Source organism: Mesorhizobium sp. C268A (assembly GCF_040324475.1).
In the GTDB taxonomy this organism is placed as follows: Bacteria; Pseudomonadota; Alphaproteobacteria; order Rhizobiales; family Rhizobiaceae; genus Mesorhizobium.
In genome coordinates this window covers 1,011,925-1,029,284 of sequence record NZ_JAMYVX010000003.1, presented here as the reverse complement: position 1 = coordinate 1,029,284, position 17,360 = coordinate 1,011,925, and the positions used below count along the sequence as shown (strand labels likewise).

The 17,360-nt window shown below is 58.7% G+C and carries 24 protein-coding genes and 1 pseudogene; 7 read left to right on the top strand and 18 right to left on the bottom strand.

Translation table 11 applies throughout. The features are described from left to right. Positions 1-85: 85 nt before the first annotated feature. From NKL06_RS31840 to NKL06_RS31830, 3 genes are all read left to right on the top strand, one after another. Positions 86-952, top strand: coding sequence for an ATP-dependent DNA ligase (locus NKL06_RS31840; protein WP_023816917.1), 867 nt, complete (start codon positions 86-88; stop codon positions 950-952). A 457-nt stretch (positions 953-1,409) separates the two neighbouring features. Next, positions 1,410-1,715: a hypothetical protein gene (locus NKL06_RS31835; RefSeq protein ID WP_023691303.1), complete on the top strand. Its 306-nt coding sequence runs from the start codon at positions 1,410-1,412 to the stop codon at positions 1,713-1,715. Positions 1,716-1,870: 155 nt separating this feature from the next. Then, positions 1,871-2,239: a hypothetical protein gene (locus tag NKL06_RS31830; RefSeq protein WP_156951542.1), complete on the top strand. Its 369-nt coding sequence runs from the start codon at positions 1,871-1,873 to the stop codon at positions 2,237-2,239. Positions 2,240-2,360: 121 nt separating this feature from the next. Here NKL06_RS31830 and NKL06_RS31825 read toward each other — a convergent pair whose 3' ends face one another. The 6 genes from NKL06_RS31825 to NKL06_RS32790 all read right to left on the bottom strand — a co-directional run bounded on the left by NKL06_RS31825 (position 2,361) and on the right by NKL06_RS32790 (position 4,966). Beyond that, positions 2,361-2,588 carry a KTSC domain-containing protein gene (locus NKL06_RS31825; RefSeq protein WP_352581558.1) on the bottom strand — a complete coding sequence of 76 codons (228 nt, stop codon included), beginning with the start codon at positions 2,586-2,588 and terminating at the stop codon, positions 2,361-2,363. 47 nt (positions 2,589-2,635) lie between these two features. Continuing rightward, entirely contained in the window at positions 2,636-2,830 is a 195-nt protein-coding gene (locus tag NKL06_RS31820; protein WP_023691307.1) for a hypothetical protein, read from the bottom strand. A gap of 225 nt (positions 2,831-3,055) precedes the next feature. After that, positions 3,056-3,223, bottom strand: a complete 168-nt coding sequence (locus NKL06_RS32795) for a Y4oE-related protein (protein ID WP_502898777.1) — start codon at positions 3,221-3,223, stop codon at positions 3,056-3,058. Positions 3,224-3,312: 89 nt separating this feature from the next. Next, positions 3,313-3,534 carry an XRE family transcriptional regulator gene (locus NKL06_RS31815; protein ID WP_245271435.1) on the bottom strand — a complete coding sequence of 74 codons (222 nt, stop codon included), beginning with the start codon at positions 3,532-3,534 and terminating at the stop codon, positions 3,313-3,315. A gap of 456 nt (positions 3,535-3,990) precedes the next feature. After that, entirely contained in the window at positions 3,991-4,194 is a 204-nt protein-coding gene (locus NKL06_RS31810; RefSeq protein ID WP_023673385.1) for a CsbD family protein, read from the bottom strand. A 676-nt stretch (positions 4,195-4,870) separates the two neighbouring features. Next, positions 4,871-4,966, bottom strand: a complete 96-nt coding sequence (locus NKL06_RS32790) for a DUF6894 family protein (protein ID WP_023673382.1) — start codon at positions 4,964-4,966, stop codon at positions 4,871-4,873. A 50-nt stretch (positions 4,967-5,016) separates the two neighbouring features. On the opposite strand from NKL06_RS32790, the gene NKL06_RS31805 reads away from it, so the two are divergent. After that, positions 5,017-5,160 (top strand): hypothetical protein, encoded by a 144-nt coding sequence (locus tag NKL06_RS31805; protein WP_023694776.1) that lies wholly within the window; start codon positions 5,017-5,019, stop codon positions 5,158-5,160. Between the two features lie 15 nt (positions 5,161-5,175). Continuing rightward, positions 5,176-5,553 carry a hypothetical protein gene (locus NKL06_RS31800; RefSeq protein WP_023694777.1) on the top strand — a complete coding sequence of 126 codons (378 nt, stop codon included), beginning with the start codon at positions 5,176-5,178 and terminating at the stop codon, positions 5,551-5,553. Here the strand turns inward: NKL06_RS31800 and NKL06_RS31795 are convergent. Then, positions 5,545-5,709 (bottom strand): hypothetical protein, encoded by a 165-nt coding sequence (locus NKL06_RS31795; RefSeq protein ID WP_023694778.1) that lies wholly within the window; start codon positions 5,707-5,709, stop codon positions 5,545-5,547. The two genes, NKL06_RS31800 and NKL06_RS31795, sit on opposite strands and share 9 nt — an antisense overlap. 714 nt (positions 5,710-6,423) lie before the next feature. Here NKL06_RS31795 and NKL06_RS31790 point away from each other — a divergent pair. Further along, positions 6,424-6,635: pseudogene (locus tag NKL06_RS31790) on the top strand (transposase); the annotation flags it as partial. A gap of 485 nt (positions 6,636-7,120) precedes the next feature. On the opposite strand, the gene NKL06_RS31785 reads toward NKL06_RS31790, so the two are convergent. Further along, a protein-coding gene (locus NKL06_RS31785) for an IS630 family transposase (RefSeq protein ID WP_156939184.1) occupies positions 7,121-8,066 on the bottom strand; the annotation gives its coding sequence in 2 pieces (ribosomal slippage) (positions 7,121-7,729 and positions 7,731-8,066; 945 coding nt in all). A gap of 229 nt (positions 8,067-8,295) precedes the next feature. On the opposite strand from NKL06_RS31785, the gene NKL06_RS31780 reads away from it, so the two are divergent. Beyond that, on the top strand, positions 8,296-8,835 hold the full coding sequence (locus NKL06_RS31780) for a hypothetical protein (protein WP_023694782.1): 540 nt from the start codon (positions 8,296-8,298) through the stop codon (positions 8,833-8,835). A gap of 21 nt (positions 8,836-8,856) precedes the next feature. Here the strand turns inward: NKL06_RS31780 and NKL06_RS31775 are convergent, their stop codons facing one another. From NKL06_RS31775 to NKL06_RS31730, 10 genes are all read right to left on the bottom strand, one after another. After that, complete coding sequence (locus NKL06_RS31775) at positions 8,857-9,450, bottom strand: hypothetical protein (protein WP_023694783.1); 594 nt, start codon at positions 9,448-9,450, stop codon at positions 8,857-8,859. Further along, positions 9,447-10,046 carry a L,D-transpeptidase gene (locus tag NKL06_RS31770; RefSeq protein WP_031210770.1) on the bottom strand — a complete coding sequence of 200 codons (600 nt, stop codon included), beginning with the start codon at positions 10,044-10,046 and terminating at the stop codon, positions 9,447-9,449. Before NKL06_RS31770 ends, NKL06_RS31775 begins: the two co-directional genes overlap by 4 nt. Further along, complete coding sequence (locus tag NKL06_RS31765; protein ID WP_023694785.1) at positions 10,030-11,193, bottom strand: CpaE/TadZ family protein; 1,164 nt, start codon at positions 11,191-11,193, stop codon at positions 10,030-10,032. Before NKL06_RS31765 ends, NKL06_RS31770 begins: the two co-directional genes overlap by 17 nt. Then, positions 11,190-11,825, bottom strand: a complete 636-nt coding sequence (locus NKL06_RS31760; RefSeq protein WP_023694786.1) for a TadE/TadG family type IV pilus assembly protein — start codon at positions 11,823-11,825, stop codon at positions 11,190-11,192. The genes NKL06_RS31765 and NKL06_RS31760 overlap by 4 nt, the downstream gene beginning before the upstream one ends. Beyond that, complete coding sequence (locus NKL06_RS31755; RefSeq protein ID WP_023694787.1) at positions 11,819-12,316, bottom strand: TadE/TadG family type IV pilus assembly protein; 498 nt, start codon at positions 12,314-12,316, stop codon at positions 11,819-11,821. Before NKL06_RS31755 ends, NKL06_RS31760 begins: the two co-directional genes overlap by 7 nt. A gap of 4 nt (positions 12,317-12,320) precedes the next feature. Then, the gene (locus tag NKL06_RS31750; protein WP_023701637.1) at positions 12,321-13,799 is read right to left on the bottom strand and encodes a TadE/TadG family type IV pilus assembly protein; all 1,479 of its coding nucleotides are present in this window, start codon (positions 13,797-13,799) and stop codon (positions 12,321-12,323) included. Positions 13,800-13,869: 70 nt separating this feature from the next. Continuing rightward, entirely contained in the window at positions 13,870-14,151 is a 282-nt protein-coding gene (locus NKL06_RS31745) for a hypothetical protein (protein WP_023694789.1), read from the bottom strand. A gap of 4 nt (positions 14,152-14,155) precedes the next feature. Further along, a complete protein-coding gene (locus NKL06_RS31740; RefSeq protein ID WP_023701635.1) occupies positions 14,156-15,601 on the bottom strand; it encodes a type II and III secretion system protein family protein in 1,446 nt (481 codons plus the stop codon). A 49-nt stretch (positions 15,602-15,650) separates the two neighbouring features. Next, positions 15,651-16,685 carry a Flp pilus assembly protein CpaB gene (cpaB, locus tag NKL06_RS31735; RefSeq protein WP_023694791.1) on the bottom strand — a complete coding sequence of 345 codons (1,035 nt, stop codon included), beginning with the start codon at positions 16,683-16,685 and terminating at the stop codon, positions 15,651-15,653. Positions 16,686-16,780: 95 nt separating this feature from the next. After that, positions 16,781-16,993 carry a Flp family type IVb pilin gene (locus tag NKL06_RS31730; protein WP_023694792.1) on the bottom strand — a complete coding sequence of 71 codons (213 nt, stop codon included), beginning with the start codon at positions 16,991-16,993 and terminating at the stop codon, positions 16,781-16,783. Positions 16,994-17,360 lie beyond the last annotated feature (367 nt).

The window sequence follows — 17,360 nt, the reverse complement described above, 5'->3', positions numbered from 1 at the left end:
TTGTTTGTTGCACCCAAGAGGCTGATTTCCGGTTTCGGAACTATTTTAGCTTCATCTTATTGAATCGCCGGAGGGTGGTCAGTACATGCGTTTGAAGTTCATCGAGCCGTTGATGCCGACCCTTGTGGAGAAGCCTCCCGAGGGTGAAGGCTGGACCCACGAAGTCAAGTTCGACGGCTACCGATCGCAGATGATCATCGATGAAGTCGGCATGCGCATTTATACGCGCAATGGCCACGACTGGACGGCGAAATATCGCGACATGGTGAGAGAGGCCAAGCTCCTTGGTGCCGAAAGCGCCATCGTCGACGGCGAGATCGTCGTTCTGAATGACAAGGGCGTTTCGGACTTCGCAGCGCTGCGCAAAGCCATCACCCGCCGGCAACACGACTTGTATTTTGTTGCCTTTGATCTGCTTCATCTTAACGGCCACGATCTGCGCGATAAGGCGCTAGAGGAGCGGCGCGAGATCCTGGCCAGCACGATCGAGCCCGGCGGGCGCATTCAATTCAGTGAGCCGCTGCCGGGCGAAGCGAAGGCCATCTTTCACTTGCTCGACAAGGCCGGACTTGAAGGCATGGTGTCGAAGCGGAAGGACAGCAAATACCGAAGCGGTCCGTCGACCAACTGGCTGAAGGCCAAGTGCTATGCGATTGACGAGTTCGATCTGCTCGGCGTCGAGCGTGAAGCGGGCAAGCCGGCTTTCGCTCTGATGGCTGAGCGCGGCACAGGGCGCTATGTCGGCAGCGCGTTCGTCACCTTGAACCGGGAAATGCGCGAGAGGCTATGGAAACGCGTCCAGGAGCACTCAGGGACGGCGCCCAAGGGCATCATGAAGCGGCCAGCGACGCAATGGGTCAAGCCAGGGCTGATCGGCCGTGTGAAGCACCTGCGCGGCGAGGATGACCTGCGGCATGCATCGCTGCAGGACTTCCGCGAGGAGAACAAATAGCAGCTCCACAACTGGTCATCGCTTTTGCGAGAGGCGCGCATCCTAACGCCGCAAAGGCGGAGCTGAACGCGATACCGCAGGAACTCGCCTCACGCTTGTCAACGGTTAACACGGCTAAGAACGCCTAACACAATTCACTTCGTCACTGTCATTGCCAAGAATAGGTATGGAGTTTTTAGACATTTATTCATCTACTCGTGCTTTCTAGTGAGCTATGTCTTTGAGCACCTTCACCCGGATCTGGTTTGGAGGATGTCGTGGTCACGATCATAATTAATGCCGACAGCGGAGGTTTCCGCATGGCACATCTTACCGCCGATACGCCTATCTGATCGCGTTCCCGTTTTTCGATCAATACCCAATCAAGCACTCAACGACCACACCGTCGCGCTGGTTGCGAGCTAAAACACCGCCGGCCTTGGTTTGGAAAAGGGGCTGACATCCTTGGAGGCGCATTATGACAAAGATTTTTGAGATCCTGGTGGGAAGCATGGCCATTGGAGCCGTTCTCGCAAATCTTTCCATGCCGGCGAACGCCGCAGTTGGCGACGACGGAACCACTGCACCCATTGGCACGAGCGGTGCCACTGTCGGAACCGAGTCCCCCGACAATCCGACCAATACGGATCTGACTCGCATTGTCGACGCTATGTCGAGCGCCGAAATCACTCGGTTCAAGAAGCGCTGCATCGACGTGATCGAGAGCCGGGGCGTTTATGATCGTGACCTGCGCCAGCTCTGCCTGCTGATCTGGCGCCACTAACCAAACCGTTCGCAAGTGCCGGAGCTGTCGACATGACACTCTCCAGTTCCGACAGTGGAGGCCCGCCCACCGAAAGGTTGGCGGGCTTTTAGATAGCGGCCCCACCCTACGGTTGGGTAAGTGTTTCCGCCCGATTACCTGGCGTGCAGGCTTTCGTGACACAGTCGGCAATAGCCAAGAACGCTCAATCGGCGCTCGATGCCGCTAATCAGGCGGTTACCGACGCCAAAGCGGCGCTCGACGCGCTGAATGCGAAAGCGGCTGACCCGAATACCCCGCCCGAAGATGTCCCTACGCAGGCCGACCTCGATGCAGCACAGACAGCATTCGATGACGCCACTCAGGCCGCGGCCGATGCTCAGGCCGCCGCCGCTGACGCCGCCGCCAATGTCCCATCGATCGATGCAGCCCTTGCCCAAATGGCCAACAAGCCGGTTGACCCTGAGGTGACAGATTGGGCCAATGGCGTGCTTGCCGACAAGATCGACCAAGTAGCCGCCAAGCTGGCGCCGGCCACGCCTTGAGGGGTCTCATGCGGCGGCAGCAATCCAGTCGACGTCGCCGGGTCCGCCCGGCGGCTGCATCTGATCGGGTCCGCGCTTTCCTTTTTAGGTGGCGCGGGCCGCTTTGGATTAGAAAATTGTGTCAACCGCCCGACGAGCCTGCTGCCCTCCCTGGCGCGAGCCGGAATGCATGACGATTGCGGATGTGGCTGTTAAAATAGACGCCCTTGGCAAAGGCAGCTTTGAACGCAGCAACGGCCTCAGCAGGTACGTCCAAGAACTCGTAATGCTTCCCGCTCGCTACAAACCAAACCGAGAGAACCCTGGTGTTCGAGTCATAGTCGAACTTGCGTATCGAGGTTGAGGGCATGGTATGCCATCCAAAACTCAGCTGGCCGAGCCGAGTTGGATCGCCAACTACAGGCTGAAGCTGTACTCGAATATGTGGCCGCGCTTTTCGTCGGCAACCCTGATCCAGATGGGCTCGCTGGTGCGCAGCGTGACGTCGCGCTCGGTCGCTTCCCGAGCCGCCCTGATCGGCGTTGTCGCGTTGACGATGTGGGTGGCCGTCACGGTCTCGCCGGCGATTTCCTCGACATGGTATTTCGGCATTTCGCGCGCTCCCAAGCGTCCAATTCAAGCGGCTCGTGATCTGGTTGCTCGTGCCACATCACTTGACGGAAGTCGCGGCGGTCAACCTGCTGGTCGCATATCGGGCCATAGGTCGAAACGGGTCTTGTCCGTCTGCCGGCGAATGTGGTTTGCCGGGGATGCGTGGGCCAAGGTCTGCTATTCTGGTCATGCTCGAACGAACACGATTCCGCGGCAAAAGTTCCGTCAGTTTGGTCTTCTCAGTTGGTGAAAGACATCGCACCAAAAGCGGAAGTCATTTGGTCGGCCGTCGAAATGTGCCTCCAAAGCGCAGTGCGCCACGGCGGTCGGTGCTTCCATCCCATAGAGTTCGATCGCAGATTGCGGCCTGACCTTGGTCGACGAGATCGGCAATCTTCAAAGCCGTAAATCAGGCTCCGCATTGCGAGCCTTCCGGTATGAGTTCCGAGCCTAAGACGCTCCTGAGTAGGCTTTTCGCCTTATTATTTTCTCTGCCGCCGGCGCCACTGTCTATTGTCGGTGGCGAGGCCGCTATCACCTTCTGAGCGGGCTAGCGATGGAGTGCCTTCGACGGTGAAGACGATTCCGGCGTCTTCAAACGCCTTGCGGATCGCCGCGATGTTGTGGGGACGCGATTTCCTGAATCCGTTCTCAAGATCGCTGATGGCCATTTCGCTAAGATCTGCCTTTGCGGCAAGTCGCACACGCGACCAGTTCAGTAGGGCTCGTGCTGCTCTGGGTTGGTCTGCTGAGCACGGTACGGCTGCTCATAGACAGTCGAACATTCAATATCGCTAAAATGTTCCTCTTGACTTTCTACGATTTCCAACGGCCTGAGGTTGGCCTCTCGGATAACGCAGAGGGGTCGTCTAATACCTCTGCGGAACGTTGATCGTCACTCCGCAATATCTTCTTTTTCGGCTTCGTCCGCTGAACCAGATCTGGCCTTTTCGCTATCAGGTAGTCAGCCTTGTTCGTTCGATAGTCTTCTTTGTGGATGGACATTGCTACGACCTCCATTGCGAAGATCAACGCAACTGGAAGCCGACACGTTCCCAAAAATCGATTGTTCAAGGTCGAGCCGAACGTCGCACGGGAACACTAAAAGGGCGCGGTTTGTGGACTGCGCCTTTATTTTAGCTAGGTTCAACTGTCCTATCCTACGAGTCTTGTCGACCATACCAGTCGTCAACGTCTCGCCGCACGCGATCCTTCTCAATGCCGTAGCGTTCCTGGATCGTACCTTCGAGCTGATCGCGGTTGCCGGCTATGCGGTCAAGATCATCATCAGTGAGCTTGCCCCACTGCTCCTTGACCTTACCTTTGAATTGCTTCCAATTTCCTTCGACGCGGTTCCAGTCCATGATGGCGATCTCCTTTCGTTGTCCTTTCAAATAACGGTCGTAGTGGCCGTCAGGTTCCGCTGCAGGTAAGCGCGCTTGCTGGTGATCTAGCAATGGAACCGAATGCCCGTCGACCGCTTGTGTGCGCCGGCCTTTTCAGTTTTGGGAACACAGCCGGCCTTTTGCCGTTGGGTCGTGTGGAACAACTTCGCAAGGAAATGCACGTCTCGCCGATCCGGGCATCTGGGTCGCATTGGCGGCTGTGTTCATCCCTTATGGGGTCGGTGTCGCACTGCTTCTGAGGGTAGCCGGTTGATGAACCTGCCAGCGCTGCTCTGGCGTCAAGATGAGCGGATTCCCATAGAAGCCGCCTCAACCTGGCAGCGGGGGGTCTTCGCGTTCGGCCATCTGTTCCAAGAGCTTCCGTGACGCAGCCAGGACGCGGCGTGTCTCGTCTATGGTCGTAAGTAGGGAGTTGAGTTCGCCGACCGTCCGGCGTTGGTTCCGGCGAGCGCTTTCGAGGTATGAGTCGTCAGGCTTCCAACAGTCTGGCATCGGAATCTCCAGCCCGCGTCACCTCGCACGTGACTTTCACCTCAAACAGCGAAATGCTGGTGCCGTCATGAACTCGGAAGGCGACTTGGCGGAATGTGCCGCCCATTTGTTCTTTTGCGATTTCAAACAGCGCCCTTGCCGCCTAATCTTCAGCCGCGTCCAGACTTGCAAGCTCGGTGCCTTCGGTGTCCGGGTAAGGGGTTCCGTTGTCGGTTAGATCGAAGAAGAAGCGGGCCATGGAACCCTGACAGCGAAGCTTGGAAAAGGTTTCCTCGATCCCGAATCCGGGTGACGGCCACGGCGCACAAGGGCATTATGAAGCGGCCGGCGACGCAATGGGTCAAGCCGGGCCTCATTGGACGCGTGAAGCACCTGCGCGGCGAGGATGACCTGCGTCATGCATCGCTGCAGGATTTCCGCGAGGAAGATTGAAGGATATTCGGAGCCATGCCAGCAGCTGATCGCCTTACCGTCCGCTTCGCCTATCAACGAGGCTTTCAGGTCGTCGACGGCAGTGCAATTCTTCAGACGTTCGAGAAGCAGGATGAGGCGTTCAATTTCGTGCTCGGCCGGGGTGCTCGCGTGTGGCTGGCCTGGTCGCGGACCGTGATAGGAGGGCAGACGGCGCCCTTCGATTTCGCCGCAGCTTTCCAGCAGGAAAAGGTCGGCCGCATCCTGAAGATGATGCACGGCCCAGCCGCAGGCACTTGGTTCTGGACCTGCGATGACGGCGGCGCGTGCGGAACAGTCGAAACGAACGATGAGGCTGTTGTTGGAGTCGAGCGGGCATTCACGCAGCGCATCGCCGGGGCAGATCTACGCTAACCAGCCAGCACCCATTCCAAAGCCAACACCTAGGCCGATAGCGAGGCCCATGAACAGCTTGCCTGCCATATCGATGGCGAAGGCGCGGACAGGGCGCCACACGTCCTGGCGGGGCGCTCTGAGGGCGTTGGCGATGTCATCGAAGATCGCTTCCATCGGTCGAGTCCGGAACGCCGAACCTGTGAATCCCCTGTTTGTTCCGTCAAAGTCTAACGATCAGGGAAGCGCCATTGAAAGCACGTGCAGTAACGGTTGATTCAACCATTGCTGGTAAATTGTGGAATGTGGGTGGCGGCTCCGACAGTTCGGGGTGGAACTCAATGCCGAAGCCGCCTGCGCAGCCAAGGTTGGGATTTGACCGCGCCGTCCTATAATGGGACAGCGCGGTCAACGATTCGTTAAAACGCTCCGGAACTAATTAAGCACGCGCTAATTGACTCGCGGTCTCGGGAGTCAGTGCATGCGTGAAGTTCATTCCTCCGATGATGGAGCCGATTTTGGCGGGACAGGCCTCCCGAGGGCATTGGACAGCGTCACGTACCGACCGCCGTCTTCGTCTTCCCTCTTCCTAGAGATCCGCCATTCGTTGGGCGAGTGGGTCGTTCGCATCATAGGGAGGAACGGTGAAACGTATTCCCGAGCATTCGAATATGAAGCAGATGCCGTCGCTTTCGCTGGCGATCAGTCTTCTAGTCTAGGATTGGAAGCTCCCCCGAAGCGAGCAACTTGACGAAATCAGCGAGAGACGCGCTGAAGCAGAGCGACTATCTGTTTCGCGGTCTCGTCGGTCCCGATCACTGGCGACTGTCGTGCGTCATCTTTCTGTATGATCGATGACGCCTGTTCGGGGGTGGTATCATCCTCCAGGCCGAACTCTACTGCTGCGATCCGCGCAATCCCTGGCAACGCGGCAGCAACGAAAACACCAACGGCCTGCTCAGGCAGTATTTCCCCAGGGCAACCAACTTTCCCAAGCCTCGCAGGACCAGCTCGACGCCATCGCTCTGCGTCTCAATCAGCGCCCCCGAAAAACCCTGGACTTCGAAACGCCGGCCGATAGCCTACGGAACGTGTTGCGATGACCGGTTGAACCCACCGCTTCATATCGGCCGTTGAGGCAAACCTTGCCTTGGTCTGGAAGTGAACGGTTTTGGATAGGATCTATGGGTGAGATCTTGCCTCAGGAGGTGGAGCTAGGAGATGACGAAGGGTTGTCCTTAGGAAAGCTGAGGACGGGCAGGGCGCAGGCTCGAGAATCGTGATCGGGTTTACATCGGCGGGTCGCGACGTTGGAACCACTTCGCGGATTGAACGTTGCGAGCAGATGATCAGACGATTTGCCTACGCCCTTATCCTCGTCCAAGTATCTATGGCGACTGCGCTCGCCACGCAGGTATTCCTGTCGACCGCAGACGAAGCCGGTAACGCAGAACTCACGCTTGCGACGGCCCGAGGCGAAGATCAGCGATGCGCCAAGGCGATGTGGCCCAATATTCCGGAACGATGTCTGCAGCGAGCCGAGCCTAAGGTGGTTACGCTCGTCCTCAGCCAAAACAACTAGAGCCCTTCACGTTTTGACGGAAGCATATCCGGCGTTTTCGAAGTAGTTCCTGCATTCGGCTGCCTCGATGGTTTCGACGAGGTGGCCGATGTGACGCCATGTGTCCTCGACGGTGCGCTTTTGAGCCTGGCGCATCCAATGTTTGATCTTGGCAAAGGCCTGCTCAATTGGATTGAGATCGGGAGAGTAAGGTGGCAGGTACCAGAGCCTTGCGCCGGCAGCCTTGATCATCTGCCTGATGGCGGCCGACTTATGGCTTCCCAGGTTGTCCATGAGGACGATGTCGCCGGGCTTCAGCACGGTGATGAGCTGCTGCTCGACATAGGCCCGGAAGCATTGGCCGTTGATTGGCCCATCGAAGACGCAAGGCGCGAGCCGATCGCAGCGCAGCGCGCCAAGGAAGGTCAGTGTGCGCCAGTGGCCGTGCGGGGCCAAGCCGCGCAGCCGCTTGCCCTTCGGCCCCCAGCCTCGCAGCGGAGCCATGTTGGTCTTGATCCACGTCTCATCGATGAAGACCAGGCACTGCGGATCAAGGCCGGTCTGCCAAGATCGCCATCGCTGGCGCCTGCGGGCAATATCAGTGCGCGCCTGCTCAAGGGCGAACAGCGTTTTTTTTGAAGCTCAGCCCCTCGCGGCGCAGGAACAGCCACACTGCCCTGTGCGAGACCTTGACCCCGCGACCGGCCAACTCATCCTTCAGACCGTGCAGCGTCAGATGTGGCGTCCCACGTATACGCGCCTCGATGAAGGCACGGTGCGGCTCCAGCACCCTCTTGCGATGCCCACCCATCTTGCCCGGTGCCACCGGGCCGGTAGTCCCATGGCGCTGCAACAGCTTCACCGCGGCCGAAACCGAAATACCGAACCGTTTGGCGGCAGACCGGCGGCTTTCACCACTCAAAACCGCCGCCACAACCCGCTCGCGAAGATCATTGGAAAGGGGTCGAGTCATCAGATGCTGGCCTCCACTCCAGCCAGCATCTTGAATCACAAAATCGACAAAGCGGGGATCCCCTTCGATTCCATCAAGTCGTGAACCGCTCTAATGGCTGCGCCATACGCGAATGGCTCTTGCAGGCTGCCATGCCCGACTGGCCGCGCCACCACAGAATCACCACCGCTCCGTTAAGCCTCGCGTAATCTCTGCAATCTATCTTGAAGGCAAGATTGTTGAGGGTGACATGAAGCGCAAGTCGATAATGCTCTTTGCCTTCCCATCGCTGATCCTGCTGATCCTTGCAGGGGAGCGCATGGCGACATTCTTGCTGGGAGCATATCCGGCCAGCCCCACAATGTGGCGGGTTTGGCTTGAACTAAGGCCGCTGTCGACGATGTTTTGGCAACAGGTCGATGTCTGTCTGGGAGGGTCGATGGTCGTTGATGCCTCCATCCTGGCTGCCGCGTCGATCGTTTGCTGGACGGCGTGCCGCACAAGAAAGTCAGCTGCCTTCTTCTTTCTTGCCAATCACGTCGCCCTGCTTTTCGCCGGGTTGATGATCGCTGTCACCAGCCATTCCGAAACAGCGAGCACGATCGCCTCATTCACGGTACCCGGGGGGCTTCCCTTCTCGCTAATGGTCGATTTCACCTTGAAGAACAGCCTTGTGCTGGTCCTGGGTCTGACAGCATGCGCCTACTGTCATGTTGTCTTTCTCAGGGAAGCTCGAGAGCGATCCGGAGCGCTGGCCGCGAGGCTTGTTGCTCTGCAGCGAGATCTCTAAGGCAGCCCCATTTTTCCGGCGTTAGTTGATCTTCCGGTAGTAAACCTTGCCGTCGGCCTGCTCAATTCGCTGGTAGTTGGAGCTTGGGGCAGGCGCTGCAGCTGCAATCCGCCTTTTGGGCGGACGCGGTGTATCGACGACGCTGGGCTCGGTCGCGTCTTCACCATCGAGAACAGCAGGCGCCTCCGCCATGCTGCTGGTCGTGTCGACGGAAGGTTCCGCTGCGCTCGACGTGATTTCGTCGTGGACAATAGGCTGGTTTTGTTCCAGCCGGGCTATGCTCCGGTTGATTTCACCAAAGCTGCTCTGCAGCTGACTGTCCAGTTTTTCAAATCGGCTCTGAAAACCGTTGTTGACCGTATCCAACTGGCTGCCGATTCGTTGTTCGAACGTCCCGAGTTGTTCCAGGCGCCCTTCCAGAAAGCGCATATCGCTGATGCCGCGGTAGAGATAAACCGCGGCTATCATATTCACCAAAGTGAGCAGGGACGTGCCGATGATGACCGCGCCGATAATGCTTTTGTCGCGCGGTTTCCCAACGACAGCCTGCTCTCCAATGCGGGCTGCTGTCCCAATCTCGATTGCCGGCATATCCGGTTCGCTGATCATCGTCATTGAACCACCACCTTTGCGCCGATCGCGACGCGCCTGAAGAGATCGATCACATCGGTGTTGGTAAGGCGAAAACACCCCGATGTTCCATCGAAGCCAACACCCTTGGGATCGTTGGTTCCGTGTATCCGATAGAGCGTGTCACGCCCGTCCCGAGAGAGATAGAGCGCCCTGGCGCCGAGTGGGTTGTAGGGACCTGCAGGCACCATTTGCGGCAGGTTCGGCTGGCGGGCGCGCATTTCGCGGGGTGGCCGCCATTCCGGCCATTCGGTCTTCGCCCCCACCTTGACGACCCCGGTCCAGCCAAAGCCGTCCCGTCCGACGCTGATCTGATAGCGAAGCGCCTGGCCTTGTCGGATCACCAGATAAAGCGCTTTCTCGCCCTTGCGGATAACGATTGTTCCGGGCTGTTCTGTCGTCTCGAAGGCAACAGTCTTGCGCAGGCTGGGTCCCATTGCCGGCAGCGGCGGCCGATCCGAAAGTGCCGATCGTGCGCTGGCGAAATCCTGGACCAGCATCATCAGCGCAATGCTCATGACGCACGCCAATTCCGGGCCAATCCGATACCTACTTGGCCGCCCCCTATTTGGCAGCGTCATCGAGCCGCTCTTTGAACATCCGCTTGAGGTCCTTGTTGAAGCGCGCACGCCCATCCACCTCGGCAGGCAGGATAGCACGGTTCAAGGCATCGGACAGAAGCGCATTGTCCAGCGTGACCGACTTGATGTGGGGCGCCTTGAAGATCTTTTCGAGTTCGCTGCGCGAAAAGTGGTTGCCGAACCATTTGCGCTTGTGCTTGTTGGCGACCAGCGTGATGCTGACAGCATTGCCACGCAACTCACGGATCTTCTTGTAGAGCCGTTTGCCTTGCCGCAGCGAGGCGACGTTGAGTTCGAAGACGATGAATATCTCATCGCTCGTCGACAGCACGGAATTGTGCCAAGGCGTCTCGATGTTCGGCAGGTCGATGACGATGTCGTCGAACCGGTAGGCGACGAGGTCCAGCAGCCGGAAGACAAAATCACTGCCCTGCGGTTCGAAAGGCAATTGCGGCCTCTCGAAGGAATAGAGCGTCAGCCCAGACGGGCGCGAGAGCTTGATGACATCCATCAGCTCGACGTCGAGCCTCTCCGGCTGGCCGATGATCCCGCCAAGATCGAACTGGTTGAACTGGTTCAGATAGGCGCCGCAATTGGCGCTCTGGAAATCGAGGTCGACCAGGCAGGTGGAAGCCCCGCGTTCCTTCGATTTCGACGCCAGGAATTCGGCCGCCGACAATGCAAGCGTGGTCGCGCCGGCGCCGCCGCTGGCGCTGATGAAGGTGACGATACGGCTTTTCGTCCCTTGGTTGCCGGTGTCGTGGAAAGTCACTGCGTTGAGCAGTTCCTTGCCGTCGAGCGGCTTGTGCAGCCAGTCCGAAGCGTTCATGCGCACCAGCACGCGCGTCTGCTCCGACGACAGCTCGTCGGAGACCGCGATCAGCGGCACGGTCGCCCAAAGGGCGCGTGCTTCGACGATGCCCGGCCTGCCGAGCATTTCGCCATTGCCGAGGTCGAGAATGACGATGCCTGGGCGCGTATCCGCGGGAGGACCCCTGAGGAAATCGCTCGTCTCGGAAACCCTGACGTCGTAGATCGCCAGCGCGTCGAGCCGCGTCGCCACATCGCGCTTGAAATTCGGATCCGACGAGAACAGCGCCACCTGCTTTCGCTTGGTCGGTGTGACCTTGGTGTTGATGGCATTCATGGATAGCTGCTCTTCATGTCTTCGCCCGTGACCGTGCTCAGCATGGAGGGCATGGTGAGGTTTCCGAATCCGAGTAGTCCGCCCAGGAAGAAGAACTGGAATTGATGATTTACAATGCTGACCGTAATGGTCGGCACCGGTCCGTTCGGACGCGTCCAATATCCGAGGCCTGAGGCCTGGTATTGTATCCTCACCTCGGATTTTGGAAGCATCGGCAAGAACGTGTGCATTCCAGACCGGCTGCCGCTGCCAGTGTAAATGAAGTCAAAGGCAGCCTGACTTGCCGTGAGGTCCTGGCATGTAGCGCCCGTTCCGCAGGTGCAGGAGGCAACTCCCGCGGCACTAGCCGTGCAGATGTAATTATACGTGTTGGCGGGGACCGCTTTGCCGACGTCCAGCGAGTCGCTTGGCGTTTTTGCCTCGAGTGAAAGCCCGCTGGCGACCGGACCGGAAATTTGCGCCAGCCGTGCTCCGGCCTGCACTGCCTTGTTCGCGGCGTTCCATTGGTAGAAGGCATAGCCGAAGTCGACGAAGCCGAGCAGCAGCGTCAGCAGCAGCGGCATGGCGATGGCCATCTCGACCATCGTCGCGCCGGACTCGCTTGCCCAGAATTTGCGCCGCAGCATCACCATCCTAGAACACGCTCCTGATGGAATACCGATAGGCTGATCTGGCCGAAACCGAGATAAGACCAGAACCCTACACCCGCATACGGATATGATGTGCTGACCTGCACCACATCGACGTTGGCGGTGCTGCTGAGGTAGAGCTCAGTGCCGGTGCCGGAATCAATCGCTGGAGTAGATAATGACTTGCTTATGGTGACTTCGCCTGTGGTCCATCCCGTCACCCTTGCGCTGCCGCCAGATATGGCTCCATTCACTGCAAGGTTTTTTGCATACCCCGAACAAGTATCCCAGTCGCTGCTGCAGCGCGCCATATAGCGGGCCGCATCCTTTACGCCGGCGTCAAGGAGCATGCGTGTGTTCAGCATGTTGGAGAATTCGAACACGCCAGCGGCCAACAGCAACACAAATGGTGTGACCATCGCCACCTCCACCAGGGCGACGCCATCCTCGTCGCCCTTGAAATGTCGAATGATTTTCCTGAGCGCGACCAGCATGGTTCTACCGGTAAAGCTGCGCTTCGTTGCGCTGAAGTTTCTTCAGCGTGCCTTGGCCGACGGTAGTGCTGATATCCTGGATCTCGCCGTAGATGTCGGCGTTAGGCGGACCACCGGCCGGTTCGGTGATGAACACGCTGGAGAAGGCCTGCACTGGCAGCGTTTGATTGCCGCCCTTGACCTGGTTGGCCACGCAGTCGATGATTGCAACATAGATTAGCCGACGGTCGGCGGTTTGCGTGGTTGTGTTGCACTGCGGCGGTGTCTTCTCCTGGCCGCTCTTCAAAGTTGGATTGTCGATCTCATACTTATATACGCAGTACCGGCTGGGGCTGGCGCCGCATGCAGCCAACACGCTGGATGTGCTGGCATTGCCGTGGTTGACCGGCCAGTAGCTGTTTGCGGAAGTGTTGAAATCCCAGGAACCGTCACCGAGCACGCCCGCTTGTGTACAGCTCCCAGAGGTGAAGCAATTGTCCTTGGGGAGCTTTTTATAATTGCTTTCCTGTCCGCTGTTGGGGGCCTCATAGGTGCAATTGTTGCCAGTTTTCTTCGTTACCATACCCTTGCGAACATTCGGTGAGGGCGGCGCGCTTGAGGGGACCAGCTTGCCACTGTTGCCATTGGGATAAATGTCGAAACGCGTGTTGATTCCGTCGTTTACCGGAGTAACGTTGCCTGGGCGGGTCTTGACCCCGTTCTGATCGTAGCAGGCGGGCGGGCTGGTCACCGCGAACATTTCCGTCAGTGCTTGCGCCGACTTGTCCCCCTCAGGCGAAGACAGAAACCCGTAATTGCCAGGCCCATATTGAGCGTTATTGCCGCCGGTCTGCTCCTTGAGCCATATCATCGGCTTCTTTGTTCCAGACAGCGCCGTCTGCAGGGCGCCAAGCGACGCATAAGGATTGCAGATGAACATCGGCGTGAACTGACACAATGCGTTGGTGAACCCGGCAACCGCCTGCGGTTGTAAGTCCATCCTGTTGTTGCTGCCGACGACGCTGGCTGGGAAGATGGTTTCGAAAGCGCCCGCGCCGTCCGCCAGACCGGAGGCGTTGATCGTCACCTCGGCAAATCTCACAGCCTTGGGGTCCGTGCTGGCCCAGGTCACCCCGTTGGAGTCGACGCCGTCGGCGGTTAGCGTTGTGCTGTCACTGGCGGGAATCCCGGTCAAATACTTTACCGTGACGTCAGACAGAGCAAGCGTGTGGTCGCCTGCGGTCGAAAACTTCGTTGTGTTGGCGAGAAGATTGGCTACCGCCCGGTTGGCCCGGGTGATCGCATCCGAATTGCCGTCGAGTTCCGCCGCTGCTGCAAGCGCAAGCGCGTCCACACCTTTTTGAAGATCATTGTGCAGCCCAGTGGCGCGGCTCATGTCGATAGCCAGCAATGCGAGCCCAACCAGCACAGGCAGCATGATTGCGACAAGGATCATCGCTATGCCGCGTTGATCATTCCAGAACGCCCTAATGGTCCCCAACATGACCTTACTCTCTGCTTCCTTTGCACCGGGCCCCTCGCTCGCCCGGCGCAATGCAACCGCATCCTTCTGTTCAATTCGCTCCGTTGGTCACACCCGACCCGCCGACATTGACCGTTATCGCAGGCGGTGGCGGTGGTGGCGGTGGAAATTTGTAGCCCTGTGCAACAGCGGCTGCCCGGGCGCCGTCGCCTTCGATATGTGTGTTCTTCGCGTTCGGATTGAACGGATCCACCGTCTGCGCCAGCGAATTGAATTTTTGCGTGTCGCCGGCGGCGAGCGTCACCGTGTCGTAGTGGTTCAGATAGTCCGCGGCGCAGCCCGATAGGGCGCCGGCGCACAGAAAGAGGATCAAGGCGCTATTTCTTGACATAGAGCATCTTGTCCTTCGATTTGAAGTCCAGCATGTGGCCATAGGGGCCGGTGACGCCGTCGCCCGTTTCATATTTTCGGATCATGTCCTTGTTCACCTCGAGCTGACCAAGGATGAAGAACTCCGGGTCATTGGCCGGCCGTGTCTTGTCGAACGGGGTCGCCAGCTGCTCGCCAGGCTTCACCGGCCGGACGATGTGCGGCGTGACGATAACCACCAGTTCGGTCTCTTCCTTCTGGTTGCTCGAATTGCGGAACAGCGCACCGATGACCGGCACCTGGCCCAGCCACGGCACCTGGTTCTGCAACTTGGTGGTCTTGCTGGACAGGAGCCCGCCGACCGCGAAGCTCTGGCCGTCGCGGAGTTCGACGACGGTTTCTAGCTTGCGGTTGGTGAAGATCGGGTCGCCGGCGGTGGTGAAACCGGTGAGGTCACTCACTTCCGGCGCCAGCTTCATATGGATCTTGCCGTCGTCGAGTACGACCGGCGTGAACAGCAGATTGACGCCAAATTGCTTATACGTGATGGTTATCTGGCCATCATTGCCCACGACACGGATAGGCACTTCGCCGCCGGCGTTGAAGCTGGCTGGCTCACCCGACAGAGTGGTGAGATTTGGTTCTGCCAGCGTGCGCACGACGCCCTTGGCCTCAAGCGCTTCAATGATCAGGTCGACCTTGATGTTGCTGTCAATGACACGGGTAATCAGTGCCGCGAAGGGATTGCTGGTCGACAGTAGGCCACTGAGCAGATCGCCCGGGCCAAGCACTACGTTATCTTTGTCGGCGGCGGCAATGCCTGTCCCTGTACGGGTTGTGCCACTGCCATTCGTGCTCCTGATTGAAACGCCGAGATCGCGGCCGGCGTTGCGCTTGGCCTCAAGCACGCGCACCTCGAGATTGACCTGCTGGCTGTCGTCGACGATGACGGAATTTATGATGGCGTCGGGGCCATACTGCTGTACCACTTCCAGGATCGACGCCAGCGTGGCGCCGTCCTTGACGTGACCGCCAAGCCTCACCTTGCCGTTGATCGAACCGATTTCGATGCGCGCCCTGGGCGCCACCTGGCGGATCGCCTGCGCCATGTCGCTGACGTCGACGCCGACTTCGATCTGGATGACGCCGAGCGAGCGCTTTTCCGGAGAGAAGAGATTGACTGTGGTGGTGCCGGCGCTCTTGCCGATGACATAAAGCGTTCGGTCGGTCATGGGCTGGGCATCGGCGATCTTCTCGTCGCCGACAACGATATCGCCGAGATTGGCGCTCACCTGTAGCGTCACAGACTGTGACGTCGGCAGGAAGATGCGATGGACGCTCGGGTTCGATACGTCGATGAAACGGTCGGCTGCCTCAGTCCCGAGGCTAGACGTCAGCAGCGCAGCCAAACAGGACAGTGCGGCCGCCGCTACCCTCATCCAAAACCCCTGCATCCCCATCTCCCAAACTGCTGCCGCCGGCTGCCCCGCTTCGCCGCATCCCTTATGGTTGTCGCGGCACGTCATAGGATTCAAGCTTCACGCCGCGAAAGACGCCCACTGTAACATTCTTCGGCGGTTCCGGCTCCAAATACTTGATAACTTCCTTGACGACTTCTTTTGATGCGGGTGCCGTCACCACGGCCGGCACCGGCTTGACCTTGCTCAACTCGTCGAGCTGGCTTCCCACCCTGTCCACGGCCTTTTCCAATCCGGCGATCTTGTCAGCTGCGCGCTGGCGTTCGGCTGCGGCTGCGTCGGCTGCGGCCTGCTTGTCCAGTTCGGCCTGCCTCTTTGCGACATCGTCCGGCGTCTCGCCATTCAGGTCGGAAAGCGTGACTCGTTCGGTTGTCTCGCCCTTATTGGCGGCAGCCTGGCGCAGTGCAAGAGACAACTGCCCCGCACCGGCGGCCAGCGTCAGTTTCTGCGCGTCCTTTGTGGTGGCTTCAAGCGTCACCGACTTCACAACCGTCGGGTTGTCCTTGCTCACGTCAGCGACCTGGTCGACGGCGAGCACTTTCATGCTCTGCAGCAGAACGTCGACAAAACTCTTGTCCGCACCGTCATCGCCGCGCACCGAGCGCGTCAGCAGCACATCAACCCGGTCGCCCGGGAAGACGAAGCCGGCAACGCCAAGCACGTCGTTGACGCGGATGGATACGGCCTTCATGCCTTCACCCAGCACCGCCGAAAGTGTGGCGCGCTGGCCTGGACCGGTGATCTTGCTGCCGAGGATCGGCTCATTGGTGCTGATCGCTTGCAGCGCCTGCCTTGCGCCACTGCCGGCCAAGGCTTCCTTGGTGGTCTTGAACGCTCCAGCCGGGACTGCGCCCGCGGGCCAAGCGATCTCATGCAACTTGTCGGCGCTCAATGTGTCGCCGAACTTCAGCGGCAGTGCCGCGACAACGATCGTATTGCCTTTGCCGTTTGATTGAGCCAAAGCACTACGCTGGCCAGCGAGCCAGATGTTGATCAGCACGACCGCCAGCACCCCGAAGACGCCGGCGAGAACTATCATGATAAGTGTGTTGGCGCGCATAACCCAAGCCCCCAGCCAATAGAGCGGGAATTCGCCCGCCACGACTGAATTCAGGCCCGGGTCTGGACAACCCGGGCCTGATGCCGATCAATCGATCAAGAACCGGCACCGCTGGCGCAAGATCCGGTACCGGAGGCGTCCATGGCGCTGCAAAGGCCGGTGAAGCGGCCCGTAACCCACCCGCCGATGCCGATGATGAAGCCGATAGAGGCCACTGCGATAATGCCAATCAGAATAGAATATTCGACCATAGCAGCGCCGTTTTCGTCGTCGCGGAACTGCCGGGTCATTGTCATGAGCTTTTTCATGTCAATTTCTCCCTCTGGAGGTTTCAACCCGACGAGACAGAGCCAAGGATGAACTCCATACCCAAGCATCCCCCGTCACCTCAATCCTAGGTCCCGAGAAATTGGAGAGTCAAACGGGATTAACGGTCCTTTAACCTTCTAATACATCAATTTGCAAATTCGGCGTGACCTCAATTTCTAGCAAGAGCTTGATTCGTCTAATTTTTCAAGCGTTCTTAACCATTCGTTCACAATTGCCCCTCTGAGCTAATCAAGGCATACGTACTTTAGCCAGATGGCATATTCCTTTATATCTAAGGCGTTGTAGCATTTGTGAAGAGGATGCCCCGTGTCAGGTCACCCAAGGGGCGCCGGTAACGTGAAAGCT

What these genes read in the sequence shown, in the direction of transcription:
- NKL06_RS31730 (WP_023694792.1), bottom strand. Translation starts at nt 16,993, where the DNA reads ATGAAAAAGCTCATGACAATGACCCGGCAGTTCCGCGACGACGAAAAC.
- NKL06_RS31760 (WP_023694786.1), bottom strand. Translation starts at nt 11,825, where the DNA reads ATGGTGATGCTGCGGCGCAAATTCTGGGCAAGCGAGTCCGGCGCGACG.
- NKL06_RS31820 (WP_023691307.1), bottom strand. Translation starts at nt 2,830, where the DNA reads ATGCCGAAATACCATGTCGAGGAAATCGCCGGCGAGACCGTGACGGCC.
- NKL06_RS32790 (WP_023673382.1), bottom strand. Translation starts at nt 4,966, where the DNA reads ATGGCCCGCTTCTTCTTCGATCTAACCGACAACGGAACCCCTTACCCG.
- NKL06_RS31800 (WP_023694777.1), top strand. Translation starts at nt 5,176, where the DNA reads ATGCCAGCAGCTGATCGCCTTACCGTCCGCTTCGCCTATCAACGAGGC.
- NKL06_RS31780 (WP_023694782.1), top strand. Translation starts at nt 8,296, where the DNA reads ATGAAGCGCAAGTCGATAATGCTCTTTGCCTTCCCATCGCTGATCCTG.
- NKL06_RS31765 (WP_023694785.1), bottom strand. Translation starts at nt 11,193, where the DNA reads ATGAATGCCATCAACACCAAGGTCACACCGACCAAGCGAAAGCAGGTG.
- NKL06_RS31755 (WP_023694787.1), bottom strand. Translation starts at nt 12,316, where the DNA reads ATGCTGGTCGCGCTCAGGAAAATCATTCGACATTTCAAGGGCGACGAG.
- NKL06_RS31770 (WP_031210770.1), bottom strand. Translation starts at nt 10,046, where the DNA reads ATGACGCTGCCAAATAGGGGGCGGCCAAGTAGGTATCGGATTGGCCCG.
- NKL06_RS31750 (WP_023701637.1), bottom strand. Translation starts at nt 13,799, where the DNA reads ATGTTGGGGACCATTAGGGCGTTCTGGAATGATCAACGCGGCATAGCG.
- NKL06_RS31825 (WP_352581558.1), bottom strand. Translation starts at nt 2,588, where the DNA reads ATGCCCTCAACCTCGATACGCAAGTTCGACTATGACTCGAACACCAGG.
- NKL06_RS31775 (WP_023694783.1), bottom strand. Translation starts at nt 9,450, where the DNA reads ATGACGATGATCAGCGAACCGGATATGCCGGCAATCGAGATTGGGACA.
- cpaB (WP_023694791.1), bottom strand. Translation starts at nt 16,685, where the DNA reads ATGCGCGCCAACACACTTATCATGATAGTTCTCGCCGGCGTCTTCGGG.
- NKL06_RS31795 (WP_023694778.1), bottom strand. Translation starts at nt 5,709, where the DNA reads ATGGAAGCGATCTTCGATGACATCGCCAACGCCCTCAGAGCGCCCCGC.
- NKL06_RS31835 (WP_023691303.1), top strand. Translation starts at nt 1,410, where the DNA reads ATGACAAAGATTTTTGAGATCCTGGTGGGAAGCATGGCCATTGGAGCC.
- NKL06_RS31840 (WP_023816917.1), top strand. Translation starts at nt 86, where the DNA reads ATGCGTTTGAAGTTCATCGAGCCGTTGATGCCGACCCTTGTGGAGAAG.
- NKL06_RS31810 (WP_023673385.1), bottom strand. Translation starts at nt 4,194, where the DNA reads ATGGACTGGAACCGCGTCGAAGGAAATTGGAAGCAATTCAAAGGTAAG.
- NKL06_RS31740 (WP_023701635.1), bottom strand. Translation starts at nt 15,601, where the DNA reads ATGCAGGGGTTTTGGATGAGGGTAGCGGCGGCCGCACTGTCCTGTTTG.